Here is a 14,097-nt window from a genome sequence, read left to right as displayed (position 1 = left end):
GTTATCTCACGGTGCTGATGACAGCCTCACCCTCGCGGGATGAGTCGATGGCCCGGAACCGGACCCCGGACCCCTGATTGCCCGGGGATCCAGCAGCGGGGATGAACGCGGCTGCCAACACCACCTTGGCCGGATCGATGGCCCCCTGCGTGATCAGGTTCGCCGGGGCTCCGAGCGAGGGGTCCACCGTTGGGTAGAGAAGCAGCGCTCCTCGCCGCGGCTGGTGGAACTGGGTAGCGAACGGGTCGTCGTCACAGAGCGGCCGACGGCCGGCGATCCGTTCAGCGGACTGACGGTGAGAGACACCGGAGATGCGGTTGAACACTCCCAGCGCATTGCGCTGGCGCTGTACAAGAGTGAGCGGCTCAGTGCCCGGCATCTCCGCCCGGACACTGGTGACACCGGAGGTCTGGGGAAGGATCAGGACCCAGTCGTCCGTCGCGCAGCCGGTGTCGCTGGAATCGCTCAGGTACTCCAGGTGCGGGGCAAGCAGATCAGGTCTGCCCCAGGCCAGGTCCCGCATGATTCCGAGCAGACGGCTGTGGCTGAGCACCGCGGTCCTGGCCGGGTAGCGGATGTAGCTGCCCTGGTCTCCCTCGGACAGGGTGACGAACACTCGGGGTTCGGGGTCCAGTGACGCCAGCACCGGCCGCCACACCTCCGCGTTGTGGCGCAGGTCCGCCGGGGCCGTCGGGTAGGCCGTCGGTTCGACCCATTCGCCGGGGGAGCGGATCTCGACCAGCTCCGCGTTGAACATCTTGTTGCGGGCGGACGGCTTCAGCCAGGAGAGGTGCTGGGAGACCAGGGGCGGGATCTGTGCCGGGGTCACCTGGGGCTTGCCGTCGACCAGGGTGGCGTAGCGGGTGAGCTGGGCGCGGAACGTCTCCTCGTCGCGGCAGATCGCCTCGAACGCCTCGTACAGGTCGACCGTTCTGGTCTTGCCCGCCGGTTCCGCGCGGCCGATGTAGAGGCGGACCAGGTCCCGGTAGCCGGGGCGGAAGCCGAACCAGCGGCCCATCTGCATCAAGGTGTCGGCCTGCTGGGTCCTGCGGCGGTAGTACGTCACCGTCAGGCCCTCGACGGTGAAGCCGCGCGACAGCTTCGTACCGCCGACGAGGATCTTCCACACGTTCGGGGTGCGGTCGAAGTCCAGGTCGGGCTGGTCGTAGTCACGTTCGGTGTCGCCGTTGACGACGAGCACCGGCGTTCCGCCCGAGTTGATCAGCTGGCGGGCGCGGGCGACGTGGGGCCGCAGTTCCTCGTACGACGCGGGAGTTCGCAGGCCGTCGTCGGCGAAGGGCAGGAAATCGGAGGTGAAGAGGGCCTCCAGACGGGAATGGCCCTCCTGGCTCGTGTAGCCGGCCTGGTGCCACATGGAGCTGATCCGCAGGGCGAGGTCCGCGTGCTCGGCCATCCGCACGGACTCGTGGACGAGCATCGTGTGGTGCCGGAAGTGGCCCTCCAGGGAAGGGTCGTGGGACGCGCGGTACAGCTTCAGGGCGCCGGTGAGGATGAAGGCGTCGAGGGCCTCCGCGAGCCGGTCGCCGTGGGCGTCGTCGTAGATGCCGCGCACATGTGCCCGCTCGGCGCTCCCGGCGGCCGACTCGTCGGTCCGGTCCAGGTCGTGGAAGTCCTGGACGCCCATGTACCCGGTCGGGCGCGGCAGAGAGATCAGGAAGTCGCGCGGGAAGATGTCGTCGCCGTCGCCCGGGTCGACGAAGACGTTGGCGAAGGGCGTGGCGGTGTATCCGACGTACTGGGCGCGGGGCAGGAGCCCGAGCAACTGGGAGATCTGGCCGTTGATCGCCGTACGGGTGACCTTGCCCTCCTCCCACTTCTTCGGGTCCGTCGTGTTGACGGACGCCTGGTCCGACTCGTCGTCGATGATCAGCGTCGGGATCTCGGAGAGCAGCGGGCCGCCGATCTTCTTGAGGTCCTTGATGAGCTTGCTCAGGACGGACTTGTTCTTCTTCACCACCATCACGCGGGCCGCGGCCCGGTGGAGGTTGTCCGGCGCGTACAGCGGCTGGGTGCGGATCTGCTTGTCGAATTCGAGAGCGCGGATCCCGGTGGCGAGGCTCTTGTAGTCGTCGTCCCGGGTGGTGAGGCGCTCGATGTCGAAGGCGCCGAGCACCGAGGGGCGGTCCCGGTGGCTGACGAACTTCTCCGGCCAGTCCTCGTCGTCCTGGTAGTCAACGCCGATCAGGGCCTCCGGATCGGCGGGGTCCGCGCCGCGCAGGATGTTCTCCTGGCCGATCAGCTCCATGTCCAGGCGGCGCTGGGTCTGCCCGCGCAACAGGTTCAGAGTGCCGCCGAGGACGATGACGAGGCGGTAGCCCGCGTCGATGGCCTTGGCCGTGACGCCCGTGAAGTTGGCGGTCTTGCCGGACTGGACGTAGCCCACGACCAGGCCCCGGGCGCCGTAGGCATCAGGGCGCGTCGGGTCCGCGAGCCGCTCGACCACGGCGTGGCTCGCCTCGTCGAGGCCGGCCACGGCGGCGTCCGACCAGCCCTTGCGGCGCAGGAGCTGTTCGTACGCGCTCCAGTAGAACGACCGGACCGCGGCTGTGTCGCGGGAGTACCACCAGGTCGGCGTGGTGCTGATGATCGTGGGGCCCGGCTCCTTGAAGACCGGGACGGCGTGGTCGAGGACCTTGCGCAGCGTCGTGTCGAAGCCCAGGCGGTCGTACGCGTCCGCGCGCCGCTCGTCCGTACGGGGCGGGGACGTCGACCAGTCCGCCTGCTCCGCCAGGTCCCAGCCGGTGAGCGTACGGTGCCACAGCGCGGTCAGCCCGTCGCCCGCGCCCGCGGCCGCGACACGGTCCCGGAAGTCGCCCTGGTCCGTGTCGGCCGGCTCCTCGTCATCGGCGAGGGCGAAGGCGAGCTTGGCGAAGTTCCTGGGCCCCCGGCGCATCGCGGCGAGGACGTCTCCGTGGAGCTGGAGCAGCGGGTCGGTCATGGAGGGTCTCTTCCTCGGTGGGGACGGGGCGACTTGGACGGAAGCCGTCAGCGCGCGAGTTCGCAGCGCGCGGCCGTCACCAGGACGCTGTTCCACAGGGCGATGTTGTCGAGATGGGTGGCCCGGACCCGTTCCTTCTGGAAGATCTCGTTGACCATGAGGTAGAGCATGCTCTTCACCACCGGGGCATCGTTCAGACCGCCCCGGCGCCCACCGTTGAAGACCTGCCGGTACTCCTTGTTGAGCTTCACCACCCGTTCCTCGCGGTCGAGTTCGAAGAACACGTCGGAGGCCAGGCTGTCCCAGCGGAACGTGATCGGGTCCTCGCCCTCCAGCTCGGGCAGTTCGTCGCGCAGGGTCCGCTTCAGCCGGGGGTCCAGGCCCTTGCCCGCCGGCAGAACCGACTTGCGTTGGGGCTCGGTCGCGCGCTTCGCGGCCTCCCGGTATGTCGCCACCGCCTCCTGGACGTAGGACGCGAAGTCGTTCCCGGCGCCGTCGGTCGCCTGTTCCAGGCCACGGGCGAAGGCCGGGGTGACGGTCACTCCGTCCTTCTTGACCGTGAGGCTGAAGACGTCGTTCCGCTCGGCGGGCAGATCCACCGCGATACGGGCGAGGGCGAGGTGGCTCTCGGGGCTGCGGGTGTTGTTCCAGCCGCCCGCCTGGACGAGACGGTCGTTGCGGTAGATGTAGAACCCCTGGCGCTCGGCGAGCGGGCCGATGCCCCGGAAACTCACGAGCGGGGACTTCGGCTGCCAGATGTGGGCGGTCAGCCCGACATCGCCGACACCTTCCACCGGAGCCGTGTAGGTGCGCGGGTAGCCGGGGCGGCCGGAGATCCGGTAGCCGAACGGGTCGATCGGCTCCACGCCCCGGTGGTCGAGCTCCTCCCGGGTCGTCACGTCCTCGACGACGATGTCGACGTTGAAGCCGTCACGGGCCAGGAAGCGGTGGAGGTGGAGACCGAGGTGTGTCTCCAGCTTCTCGATGGCGTCGTTCAGGAAACGGTCGGCCTGTCCTGCGGTGATCGTTTCGAAGGCCCGGACCCGGTCCCAGCGGACGATCGTGCCGTGCCACTCGATCAGGCCGTCGTAGCGGTCCACGAGCGCCTGGCAGTAGCGGGGGTCCACGATGTCGCAGGTGAAGTCGGCCCGGGCGCTGGCGGTCAGCCAGCGGCGGCCGGTCGACGGGCTGCGCTTGGTGCGGCTGATCACGGTCAGGGAGTCGGCGTGCGAGAGCGAGGCGGCCTTGAGGCCCGCGCCGAAGTGACCGAGCGCGCTGTCCCCGTACTCCTGGCGTCCGCCGACCGTCATGGCGGTGTCGAGCGCCTCGTCGTTCATGCCGGAGCCGTCGTCCACCACGAGCAGCCCCACGAGCCGCTCGTCGTCGCGGAGGAAGCTGACCACGACGTTACGGGCGCCCGCGTCGATGGAGTTGTCGACGAGGTCGGCGACGGCCGCCTCGAAGCCGTACCCCTGATGCGTCAGCGACTCGACGTAGCGGGCGGCGGGCGGCAGGCGCTTGCTCCCCGACGTCGGGATCTCGTACTGCCAGTCCGCAGAGGGCTGATAGGGGGACATGACGACTTCCTCGCACACTGGAACAAGGCCCGTGGGGGGACGTCGGCCCTGAGACGGTTGTTGAAATGTGATCGTATGGGAAAGGTCCGACGTCCGGGGAACGTTGTGTGAACTGCCCCGGCCGCTCGCGGGCACCCGCACGACCGCGGCCCGGAACCCCGCACCTGGTGCGCGCGGTTCCGGGCCGCCGGTCGTCGGGCAGAGGTCTTCAGACCCCGTGGCACCCCCCGTACGCCTCCCCCGACCCGCACCAGCAAGCAGCCGTGCGCGAAGGCGGCCACGGGATGGCGCGGCCCCGGGCGGCGAGGGTGGTGGCGTACTGGGGGAGCAGGCCCGGGTCGGACGGGGACGCGGCCTCCGAGGCGGCGAACGCCTCGTACGAGGGGACCGTGCCCGTCACGATGCCCAGGTTCGGGGTGCCCGTCGCGTGGAGGTCGCGCAGGGATGCCTCCAGGCGGGCCAGGTGGGTCGTGCGGTCCACGTACTCCCCGGTCAACTCCGGGTACGCCGTGAGCAGTTCGCGGAGCTCCTGTTCCGGCCAGTGCAGTACCGCCACCGGGAACGGGCGGGACAGCGCCGTGCGGTACGTGCCCAGCTCCGCGCGCAGGCGGGCGATCTCGGCCTTCAGCTCCACCGGGTCCGAGGAGCCCAGCGACCACAGGCGCTTCGGGTCGTGCAGCTCGTCCAGGGGCACCGGGGCCGTGTGCAGCTCGCCCGCCAACTCGTCCCAGGCGTCGTGCTCCAGGCCCATCAGCCGGCGCACCCGGTGGCGACCGGTCAGCAGGGACTGCGTGGCGTACGGGACCTCCTCGCCGGGGGCCAGCAGCAGGGTCAGCGCGGTCGAGAAGAAGTCGTGCGCCGACTCCAGCTCGTCGTGCGCCTCCAGGGTCTCCGCGGCCACCTGCCACGGCGCGGCGTTCAGCGGGCCCGCCGTACGGATCCCGTCGATGATCGCCCGGGCTTCGGCCTCGTGCCCGTACTCCCAGAGGTTGGCCGCTTTCAGGGCCTTGATCAGGTGGGGGTTGTCGACGGTCGGCTCGGGGGCGGCGAGCAGGTCGTCGTAGAGCGTGCTCGCGCGGGCGCGGTCGCCCGCGAGTTCCAGGTGGGCCGCGGCCTGGAGGATCAGCGGTTCGCGGTCCTCGGGGTACTGCGCCGCGGTGCGGAGCAGACGCTCGGCTTCGGTGGTGTGGTCGGCAGGCGTGTCGGGGCGCATGGACCACACGGTACTGCCGGACGGTGACGGCGGGGAGGAGAGGGCGGGGGAGGAGAAGCGGGGGAAGTCTGGAGAGTTGTGAGGTTTGCCCCTACCGTGCGCTCCGAGTCTTCAACGGTGTGCGGTCGTGCGCCCCGAGTCCTGCGGCGCGGGAGGGTGACGGTGACGTCGATACGGAGGCGGGGAGCCGGGCGAGGCCGTGGGGTGTTGTCCGGAGTGCGTGGCAGGGGCCGTGGCCCTGGCGGCGGGGTGTTGTCCGGAGTGCGTGGCCGTGGCGCTTCGTATCTTCTTGCTCGTGGGCTCTGGGTGTCCGCCGAAGTCGTCGTGTCCCTCGGTGTCGTCCTGCTCCTCCTCGTCGTCCTCAGCTCTGGTGGACCAACCGCGAGGCCCGCGCCCGCCCCGGCCGCCCGGCCCCGTACCGCCCCCCCGCTGGGACCAGGCGTACGCCGTTCTGCGCATCCCCCGGATCGGGCTCACCGCCCCCGTCGCCGAGGGCACCGGCAAGGGCGGGGTGCTCGACCGGGGGTACGTCGGGCACTACACCCGTACCGCGCAGGCCGGGCAGGCCGGGAACTTCGCGCTCGCCGGGCACCGCAACACCCACGGTGAGCCCTTCCGGCGCATCGACCGGCTCCGCGGCGGTGACCGGATCACCGTCGAGACCCGCGACGCCGTCTCCACGTACACCGTCGGCAAACGCCTCGCCCGGACCGCCCGCTGACGGCCCTGGGAACCCGAAGGCCGCTCCGGCGCGTCGTGTATAACGAAAGAGTGCCGTTCACTCCGATGGGCGGCACCTCGGAGCGGTACGCGGACGAGTAAGCAGTGCGAGGAAGCGGAGGTGTACAGCGTGCGGGACGCCAACCCCCTGCGCCGCGCCTTCGCCCGGCTGCTCCGGCCCGCCGGACTCCTCCTCCTCTTCCTCACCGAGGTCCTCCTCGCCGAGGGCGGCAGCCTCTCCGCCGCCGTCGCGCTCGCCGCCACCGCCGCGGCCGGGTCCGCCCTCCTCGCCTGCGCCGTCATCAGCGCCCGCTGCGCGCCCCCGGTGCCCCGCACCCGGGTCCGTACCGCCATCAGGGACCGGGAGCGGCGCACCGCCTTCCTTCCGCAACGCGACCCCGACGCCCGGGGGCGCACCAGGCCCCGGGCGCCCGGGTACGCCCTCCTGACGGCCGCCGCCTAGCGCGTCTCCGCCTCCGCAGCGCCTTTCGTGCGGAATCTTCCGCACGTGAACCCCCGCGGGTGAACTTCCGTACGTGATCTTCCGTACGTGTGGTCACGTGCGGTGCGCCCCCGCGCCGGTCGTCCTGCCGTCGAGCAATCACCCCGTACCTCGTCGCCTTCTGCGCAGGTACCTCCCGGCACGACGAGACCCCCGGAGGGCTCACCCATGTCCGCGTTCATGTCCGCTTTCGCGAACCTGGTCGGCTCCCTCGCCGATCTGCTCGAACCGCTCTTGCACACCGCGTCCACCGCCGCCGCGATCGTCCTGTTCACCGCGCTCGTCCGACTCGCCGTCCACCCGCTCTCCCGGGCCGCCGCGCGCGGGCAGAAGGCTCGCGGCCGGCTTCAGCCGCAGATCGCCGAGATCCGTAAGAAGCACGGCAGGAATCCCGAGCGGATGCAGAAGGCGATCATGGAGCTGCACGCCGCCGAGAAGGTGTCGCCGCTCTCCGGCTGCCTGCCGAGCCTCCTCCAGATGCCCGCGTTCTTCCTGCTCTACCACCTGTTCTCCAGCGGCTCGATCGGCGGCGAGCCCAACGCGCTGCTCAGCCACGACCTGCTCGGCGCGCCGCTCGGCGGGCGCTGGCACGACGCGCTCGCGCACGGCGGCCTGTTCGGTGGGCACGGGCTCGTCTACCTGGGGCTCTTCGTGATCGTCGCCGCCGTCGCCACGTTCAACCACGGACGCACCAAGCGGCAGATGGCCGCCCATCCGATGACACCCGCCGCCGGCCCGGACGGACAGCCCGTGCCCGGTATGGGCGCGATGACCAGGCTCATGCCGCTGCTGTCCTTCTTCACCTTGATCACCGTGGCGGTCGTTCCGCTGGCCGCCGCCCTGTACGTCGTCACCACGACCACCTGGACCGCCGTCGAGCGGGCCTGGCTCTACCGCGACATGCCGGTCGCCGGTGGCGCCATGGCCACCGCGGCGTAATCGGCGCGGCCGACGCGCCGGTCCAGTGTGTGAACGAGGTCTTGCGGAGTGATCCGATCTCTTGGACGATCAGCCAAGCCCTTCGGCGGCCGCACCCCGCCGACGGGCTCTCCACCTCGATCAAGAGGAGTTGGACCGTTGAAGCTGCTTCGAGTCGGTACGGCGGGCGCCGAGCGCCCCGCACTTCTCGACCGCGACGGGACTCTGCGTGATCTGTCGGGAATCGTCCCCGACATCGACGGCGAACTGCTCGCCGACGCCTCCGCGCTCGCCCGCGTACGGGCGGCCGCCGAGACCCCCGGTGTGCTGCCCGCCCTGGACGCGACCGGGCTGCGGATCGGGCCGCCGCTGGGGCGCATCGGCAAGATCGTGTGCATCGGGCTGAACTACCACGACCACGCCGCCGAGACGGGTGCGGCGATCCCGGCCGAGCCGATCCTGTTCTTCAAGGCCCCCGACACCGTGGTCGGGCCCGACGACACGGTCCTCGTGCCGCGCGGCAGCCGCAAGACCGACTGGGAGGTCGAGCTCGCCGTCGTCATCGGGCGCACCGCCCGCTACCTGGGCTCCGCCGCGGAGGGGCTCGCCCATGTCGCCGGGTACGCCACCGCCCACGACGTCTCCGAGCGCGAGTTCCAGATCGAGCGCGGCGGCACCTGGGACAAGGGCAAGAACTGCGAGACGTTCAACCCGCTGGGCCCCTGGCTCGTCACCGCCGACGAGGTGACCGACCCGCAGGCCCTGCCGCTGCGGCTCTGGGTGAACGGAGAGCTGAAACAGAACGGCACCACGGCCGAGCAGATCTTCCCGGTCGGCGAGGTCGTCCGCTACCTCAGCCACTTCATGACCCTCTACCCGGGCGACATCATCAACACCGGTACGCCCGCCGGGGTCGCCATGGGGCAGCCCGAGCCCAAGCCGTACCTGAAGGCCGGCGACGTGGTGGAGCTGGAGGTGGAAGGGCTCGGCCGGCAGCGGCAGGAGCTGAAGGACGCGTAGGGCGAAGGGGGGCGCGTCGGGCGAAGGGAAGGGCGCGTAAGGCGGGGGGAGGGGGCGCTGTCACCAGGCGTACGGCGGTGGCGGCGCCCCCTCGCGTACGGGCTCCCTCACACCCCCGGCGTCGACGCGAACCGCTCCAGCGCCTCGACCACCATCGCGTGGTCCTCGGCCTGCGGCAGGCCGGACACCGTGACCGTGCCGATCACGCCCGCGCCCTCCACCGCGATCGGGAACGAACCACCGTGCGCGGCGTACGTGTCCGGGTCCAGACGCGAGGACTCCTCGAACGTCGTGCCCTTCGCGCGGAACCGGGTGCCGACCAGGTACGAGCTCTCGCCGTACCGCTCGACCACCTTGCGCTTGCGGTCGATCCACGCGTCGTTGTCCGCACTCGAACCGGGCAGCGCCGCGTGGAACAGCTGCTGCGCCCCGCGCCGGATGTCGATCGCGACCGGCGCGTTCCGCTCCCTGGCCAGCTCGACCAGCAGGCTGCCCAGCGCCAACGCGTCGTCGTAGGAGAAACGCGGGAGGGTGAGCCGGCGCTCCTGGGCGATCAGCTCGGAGACGGTGGGGGAGGTGGTGGTCATGAGGCGGACTGCTCCTCGTGGGGAAGGTTTCCGGGCAGGGTCACGGTGCAGCCTTCGCGCGCCGATCGGCGGGCGGCCTCCAGGACGTCCAGGGCCGCGGCCGCCTGGAGCGCGGTGACCGGATTGGCGCCGGTTCCGCGGATCGCGGCGGCGACGGCGGCGTAGTACGCGGGATAGTCGCCGGGCAGCGTACGGACCGGGGCGCCGCCCCCGGTCAGCGGGGAGTCACCGGAGCCGATGCGGCCCCACAGCTCCTCCACCTCCTCGCCCCACGGTTGGCCGGCCGTCGGGCGCAGCCCCTCGCGCAGGGCCGCCTCCTGCGGGTCCAGGCCGTACTTCACATAGCCCGCCGCCGAGCCGAGCACCCGGAAGCGCGGGCCGAGCTGGGCCGTGGTGGCGCTGACGTACAGATGCGAGCGGACCCCGTTCGCATGCGTGATCGCGATGAACGTGTCGTCGTCCGCCGCCGCACCGGGACGCCGTACGTCGGACTCCGCGTACACCTGCACGGCCGCCCCGAACAGCACCAGCGCCTGGTCGACGACATGGCTGCCCAGGTCGTACAGCAGACCGCCGATCTCGTCCGGGTCGCCCGACTCGCGCCAGCCGCCCTTCAGCTGCGGCCGCCAGCGCTCGAAGCGGGACTCGAAGCGCTGCACCTCACCCAGCTCGCCGTCGGCGATCAGCGCGGCCAGGGTGCGGAAGTCGTTGTCCCAGCGGCGGTTCTGGAAGACCGAGAGCAGCAGCCCGCGCTCCTCGGCGAGAGCGGCCAGCTCGCGCGCCTCGGCGGCGGTCCCGGCGATCGGCTTGTCCACGACCACGGGCAGCCCGGCCTTCAGCGCGGCCGTCGCGAGCGGGACGTGCGTCTTGTTCGGGGAGGCGATCACGACCAGGTCCAGCTCGTCCGCGCGCCCCCACAGCTCGTCCGGCGAGGCGGCGAACCGCACGTCGCCGCATGCGGCACGGGCCTCCGCCCGGCGCTCCTCGTTCGACGTGACGACCGTGTCGAGGACCAGGCCGTCGGTCGCGGAGACCAGCGGGGCGTGGAAGACGGAGCCGGCCAGGCCGTAGCCGACGAGGGCGACGCGGAGAGGGGCGCCGGAGGCGTTGGGGGTCATGCGATCCACTTAAGCAACGCTGTTGCCAAAGTGCAAGCGACCGGCACAATGGGGAGGTGAAGGGGAGTGAGCGGTGAACAGGAGCAGGACGAAGGCCCCGGCGGGGGTGAACCTTCCGGCGCTGCGCCACCACAACGCCGCGCTGGTGCTGGACCTGCTGCGGGCCGCCGGGGCGGAGGGCATCAGCCGGCTGGAGCTCGCCGAGGGCACCGGCCTCACCCCGCAGGCCGTCAGCAAGATCACCGCCCGGCTGCGGGAGGACGGGCTCGCCGTCGGCGCGGGCCTGCGCCCCTCGACCGGAGGCAAGCCGCGCACGGTGCTGCGGCTGGTCCCCGACGCCCAGTTCGCCATCGGCCTGCACCTGGACCGCGACGGACTCACCGCCGTCCTGGTCGACCTCGCGGGCCGGCCGGTCGCGGTCACCACCGCACCCCTCGACCTCGGCGCTCCGGCGGAGCGGGTCCTCGCGGACGCGGCCGACGCCGTACGGGACCTGAGCGCGGCCGAACCGCACAAGCCGGTCCTCGGGGTGGGCGTCGCGGTGCCCGGACCGCTCGACCACCGGGACGGCGTGCTGCACCGGGTCACCGGCTTCCCGCGGTGGAACGGGTACCCGCTGCGCGCCGCGCTGGCCGAGCGGACCGGGCTGCCGGTGGTCCTGGACAAGGACACCAACGCCGCCGCCCTGGCCCTCGCCCTCGGCGGCGCGGGCGGCGGTGACTTCGCCTACCTCCACCTCGGTACGGGGCTGGGCGCGGGCCTGGTCCTCGGCGGCGAGGTGCACCGGGGGGTGCGGACGGGGGCCGGGGAGTTCGGCCACCAGACCCTCCAGCTCGACGGCCCGCTGTGCGGCTGCGGCGGGCGCGGCTGCATCGAAGCCCTCTGCCTGGCCGCGGAGGCGCGCGGCGACCGGGGTGAGGCGGCCCGGGTGCTGGGCATGGGCGCGGCGAACCTCGTCGCCCTGCTCGACATCGACCGGGTGGTCCTGGGCGGCCGGACGGTGGCCGCCGACGAGGACGCGTACGTACGGGGCGTCCGGGCCGTGATCGAGGAACGGGCCGCCCGGGGCGGCGCGGGCGCGGGCGTGACCGTCGCGGTCGCCGGGGGCGGGGACCGCCCGGTCGCGGAGGGTGCCGCGCAACTGGTGCTCGCGCCGGTGTTCGGACGGGTGGGGGAGGAGAAGGGGGAGCGGGGGTAGTGCCTCGCGGGCTGTCGCTTCAGTTGCTGCTCCTGTCGGTCCTGCCGCTCTTGTCGGTCCTGCCGCTCTTGTCGGTCCGGAGAGGTGTAGTCGGGTGATCCTATTAATCATGTCGGCATGTCGACTCTCTGAGTTCGCGCGCGCGTGATGACGTCGGAGGTCACCACCGGCGGCCCCGCCCGGGCCCCGGTCGTCCGCGAGCAGCGAAGGATGACCCTCCCCATGCCCCCCATCTCCTCCGCACGGCTGCGCGATGCCCGTGCGCTGGCCGCCCTCGGGCTGGCCGCCGGGATCACGGTTCCCGCTGCGCTCCTGGGCGGCCCGCAGGCCGCCGCCCTGCAACCCGTTTCCGCCCCCGCCTCCTTAGCCGCAGCCGCGGAGGCAGGCGCCCCTGTTGTGAACGCGGACGACGAGCAGCCCGTGTGCGGTGACCCGAAGGCCAAGGACTTCCCCGTCGAGACCCGGATCAAGGACGCCCCGGACCGGTACGCCTCCGGTGGCGGTTACGGGACCTGGTTCCTCGACCTCACCAACACCACCGACACGTCCTGCCGGGCCCTGCACCCGGTCCTGGTGCTCGCCGACCGCGACCGCAGGCTGACGTCGGACCAGATCCAGGTGGAGTTCTCCGAACCCGGCAGCCCGGAGAAGGAGTACCGGGTCACCTGGGAGACCACCGATCGCGACGAGCAGATCGGCGTCTTCGGCGACCTGTTTTCCGGGTTCACCGTTCCCGCCGGGGAGACCGTCTCCGTCCGCGTCCGGATGGCCTTCACCTCCGACGCCGCCCCCGGCCCGGTCACCGCGCACGCGGCCGTCGTCCAGCGCCGCCACCAGGACAAGGGGAAGGGCGGCGGGCGCGAGGACGGTGAGTGGGTGGGGGAGTCGGAGGAGTACCCCTTCGTGATCGTCGACGGCGCCACGGGCGGCATCCGCGAGCCGGACGGCCCCCGCACCGAGCGCCCCGACCCGGAGCGCACCGGCGCCGGCACCCGCACCGAACGGCCCGGCGATCCGGACGGCCGCCGTAAGGACACGGGCACCGACCCCGGCACGGGCCGGGCCCCGGTGCCGGACGGCGACTCCAGCCCACGCCCGCCGACCCGCCCGGACGGGAGTGACCAGGGCGAGGAGAGCCCCGGGCTGCCGGCCCGCGACGGACTGGGCCGCCCGCTCCCCGAACTCGCCCGCACCGGACCGGCGTCGACGGCCTGGACCGGGGCCGCCGCCGGGGCGTTCCTGCTGGCCGGGGCCGCCCTGCTGCGGCACGCCCGCCGGGCCCGCCGCGCGGGGGACTGAGCCGGAGGGCCCGGGGGCCGCGGCCCGCCGCAACGCCTGACGGTACGGGCACGGGGGCGCGGCCCGTGCCCGTACCGGTGCCCGTACCGGTGCCCGTACCGGTGCCCGTACCGGTGCCCGTACCGGTGCCCGTACCGGTGTGTTCACCCGCGTCTGCCACCATCGGGCGGTGGACTACCCGAACGACCAGGCACCTGGCGCACCGATCCGCTCCGGCATCCCCGAGCACGGCCGCATCCCGAAGTACTACGCGGTCAAGGCCCGTATCGCGGTTCTGCTGGACGAGTTGGGCGAGGGCGGACTCCTGCCCACCGAGCGGGAACTCGCCCAGCTGCACGAGGTCTCGCGCGAGACCGTCCGCCAGGCACTGCGCGAACTCCTCCTGGAGGGGCGGCTGCGCCGGCAGGGGCGCGGCACCGTCGTCGCCGGGCCCAAACTGGAGCAGCCGCTCTCGCTCGCCAGCTACACCGAGGGCGTCCGCGGCCAGGGCCGGCGGCCCGGGCGCACCCTCATCGGCCTGGACCGCTTCCCCTGCCCCGAGGCGCTCGCCGCCGAGGTCGGCGTCGAGCGGGGCGAGCCCGTCTGGCACCTGGAGCGGGTGCTGCTCGCCGACGACGAGCGCGTCGGCCTGGAGAGCACGTACGTCGGCGTCGCCCGCGTCCCGGACCTGGACACGGCGTTCGACCCGGATTCCTCCTTCTACGCCTACCTCCGCGACGCCCTCGGGATCGCCTTCGGCGACGCCGACGAACGGATCGAGACCGTGCTCGCGACCCCCGTGAAGCCCTGCTCATCGGGACCCCGCCGGCCTTGCCGATGCTTCTGATCCACCGCCTCTCCCGGGACACCGACGGCCGGCCGCTGGAGCGCGTGCGGACGCTGTTCCGGGGGGACCGCTTCTCCTTCTCCGCGCATCTGCGGGGCGAGGGGCAGGGCTGAGAGGGCGGCCGGATCGGCCGCTCCCCGCTCCTCTCGCCCCTCTGCCC

General features: G+C 72.3%; 10 protein-coding genes and 2 pseudogenes. 7 read left to right on the top strand and 5 right to left on the bottom strand.

The window, feature by feature from the left end; translation table 11 throughout:
* Position 1: 1 nt before the first annotated feature.
* From CCZ36_RS11255 to CCZ36_RS11245, 3 genes are all read right to left on the bottom strand, one after another.
* Positions 2-2,959 carry a Z1 domain-containing protein gene (locus CCZ36_RS11255; RefSeq protein WP_128817572.1) on the bottom strand — a complete coding sequence of 986 codons (2,958 nt, stop codon included), beginning with the start codon at positions 2,957-2,959 and terminating at the stop codon, positions 2-4.
* Positions 2,960-3,006: 47 nt separating this feature from the next.
* A complete protein-coding gene (locus tag CCZ36_RS11250) occupies positions 3,007-4,536 on the bottom strand; it encodes an ATP-binding protein (protein ID WP_069738461.1) in 1,530 nt (509 codons plus the stop codon).
* Positions 4,537-4,744: 208 nt separating this feature from the next.
* On the bottom strand, positions 4,745-5,749 hold the full coding sequence (locus CCZ36_RS11245; protein ID WP_069738462.1) for an SEC-C domain-containing protein: 1,005 nt from the start codon (positions 5,747-5,749) through the stop codon (positions 4,745-4,747).
* 306 nt (positions 5,750-6,055) lie between these two features.
* On the opposite strand from CCZ36_RS11245, the pseudogene CCZ36_RS11240 reads away from it, so the two are divergent.
* From CCZ36_RS11240 to CCZ36_RS11225, 4 genes and pseudogenes are all read left to right on the top strand, one after another.
* Positions 6,056-6,464 (top strand): annotated as a pseudogene (locus CCZ36_RS11240) (sortase domain-containing protein); the annotation flags it as partial.
* A gap of 135 nt (positions 6,465-6,599) precedes the next feature.
* Positions 6,600-6,932, top strand: a complete 333-nt coding sequence (locus CCZ36_RS11235; protein ID WP_069738476.1) for a DUF6412 domain-containing protein — start codon at positions 6,600-6,602, stop codon at positions 6,930-6,932.
* A 207-nt stretch (positions 6,933-7,139) separates the two neighbouring features.
* On the top strand, positions 7,140-7,910 hold the full coding sequence (locus CCZ36_RS11230) for a YidC/Oxa1 family membrane protein insertase (protein ID WP_069742662.1): 771 nt from the start codon (positions 7,140-7,142) through the stop codon (positions 7,908-7,910).
* Between the two features lie 138 nt (positions 7,911-8,048).
* Positions 8,049-8,909 carry a fumarylacetoacetate hydrolase family protein gene (locus tag CCZ36_RS11225; protein WP_128817571.1) on the top strand — a complete coding sequence of 287 codons (861 nt, stop codon included), beginning with the start codon at positions 8,049-8,051 and terminating at the stop codon, positions 8,907-8,909.
* 107 nt (positions 8,910-9,016) lie between these two features.
* On the opposite strand, the gene CCZ36_RS11220 is transcribed toward CCZ36_RS11225, so the two are convergent.
* Together CCZ36_RS11220 and CCZ36_RS11215 are read right to left on the bottom strand one after the other, a co-directional pair.
* Complete coding sequence (locus CCZ36_RS11220) at positions 9,017-9,496, bottom strand: heme-degrading domain-containing protein (RefSeq protein WP_069742661.1); 480 nt, start codon at positions 9,494-9,496, stop codon at positions 9,017-9,019.
* Complete coding sequence (locus CCZ36_RS11215) at positions 9,493-10,614, bottom strand: Gfo/Idh/MocA family oxidoreductase (protein ID WP_069738466.1); 1,122 nt, start codon at positions 10,612-10,614, stop codon at positions 9,493-9,495. The genes CCZ36_RS11220 and CCZ36_RS11215 overlap by 4 nt, the downstream gene beginning before the upstream one ends.
* A gap of 73 nt (positions 10,615-10,687) precedes the next feature.
* On the opposite strand from CCZ36_RS11215, the gene CCZ36_RS11210 reads away from it, so the two are divergent.
* The 3 genes and pseudogenes from CCZ36_RS11210 to CCZ36_RS11200 all read left to right on the top strand — a co-directional run bounded on the left by CCZ36_RS11210 (position 10,688) and on the right by CCZ36_RS11200 (position 14,050).
* On the top strand, positions 10,688-11,812 hold the full coding sequence (locus CCZ36_RS11210) for an ROK family transcriptional regulator (protein WP_069738467.1): 1,125 nt from the start codon (positions 10,688-10,690) through the stop codon (positions 11,810-11,812).
* Positions 11,813-12,034: 222 nt separating this feature from the next.
* Entirely contained in the window at positions 12,035-13,111 is a 1,077-nt protein-coding gene (locus CCZ36_RS11205) for a peptidase (protein ID WP_128817570.1), read from the top strand.
* Positions 13,112-13,280: 169 nt separating this feature from the next.
* Positions 13,281-14,050 (top strand): annotated as a pseudogene (locus CCZ36_RS11200) (GntR family transcriptional regulator).
* The last annotated feature ends 47 nt before the right edge of the window (positions 14,051-14,097 follow it).

The organism is Streptomyces sp. S063 (assembly GCF_002832675.1).
In the GTDB taxonomy this organism is placed as follows: domain Bacteria; phylum Actinomycetota; class Actinomycetes; order Streptomycetales; family Streptomycetaceae; genus Streptomyces; species Streptomyces sindenensis.
This window is presented reverse-complemented; position numbering and strand designations above follow the sequence as displayed.

Excerpts from the sequence above, each read along its gene's own strand:
- CCZ36_RS11255 (WP_128817572.1), bottom strand. The coding sequence starts at position 2,959 with ATGACCGACCCGCTGCTCCAGCTCCACGGAGACGTCCTCGCCGCGATG.
- CCZ36_RS11250 (WP_069738461.1), bottom strand. The coding sequence starts at position 4,536 with ATGTCCCCCTATCAGCCCTCTGCGGACTGGCAGTACGAGATCCCGACG.
- CCZ36_RS11245 (WP_069738462.1), bottom strand. The coding sequence starts at position 5,749 with ATGCGCCCCGACACGCCTGCCGACCACACCACCGAAGCCGAGCGTCTG.
- CCZ36_RS11230 (WP_069742662.1), top strand. The coding sequence starts at position 7,140 with ATGTCCGCGTTCATGTCCGCTTTCGCGAACCTGGTCGGCTCCCTCGCC.
- CCZ36_RS11220 (WP_069742661.1), bottom strand. The coding sequence starts at position 9,496 with ATGACCACCACCTCCCCCACCGTCTCCGAGCTGATCGCCCAGGAGCGC.
- CCZ36_RS11215 (WP_069738466.1), bottom strand. The coding sequence starts at position 10,614 with ATGACCCCCAACGCCTCCGGCGCCCCTCTCCGCGTCGCCCTCGTCGGC.
- CCZ36_RS11205 (WP_128817570.1), top strand. The coding sequence starts at position 12,035 with ATGCCCCCCATCTCCTCCGCACGGCTGCGCGATGCCCGTGCGCTGGCC.